Source organism: Christiangramia aquimixticola (genome assembly GCF_048285835.1).
GTDB lineage: Bacteria > Bacteroidota > Bacteroidia > Flavobacteriales > Flavobacteriaceae > Christiangramia > Christiangramia aquimixticola.
In genome coordinates, this window is record NZ_JBLVTL010000102.1 from 1 (window position 1) to 340 (window position 340).

At 41.2% G+C, this 340-nt stretch carries 1 protein-coding gene; it reads right to left on the bottom strand.

Translation table 11 applies throughout. The features are described 5' to 3' along the window. The coding region (locus tag ACNKXV_RS13690) for a hypothetical protein (protein WP_417908281.1) at positions 1–340 on the bottom strand (340 nt) is incomplete at both ends.

Sequence of the window (340 nt, forward strand, 5' to 3'; positions counted from 1 at the left end):
GCGAAGGCTGTGCTTGCCGTCGCTGTAGGTAGAGTGATTGTGCAGGATTCCTTTGAGATCTGCCTCTTGGAGTAATGTAGGAATTTTATTTTCCCTCGCTAATAGGGTCTCATCTCCTCCTTCTCTCATCTCCACAGGGATAAACTGGAGTTGATTTTTCTCAAAAAACTCCTCTTCAGAGGTAAAGTCTTTCTTTTGAATTTTTTCAGCAATGGTCTCTTTATCGTCAGCCAACGAAAGTAGGTGTGCTTTGGAGGCTTCTAGGCTTAATTTTTTCCAAATGAAATCAGAACCTGATGAGAAATGGATTTTGACTTGAAGTTCGGGCTCTCTTAATTTT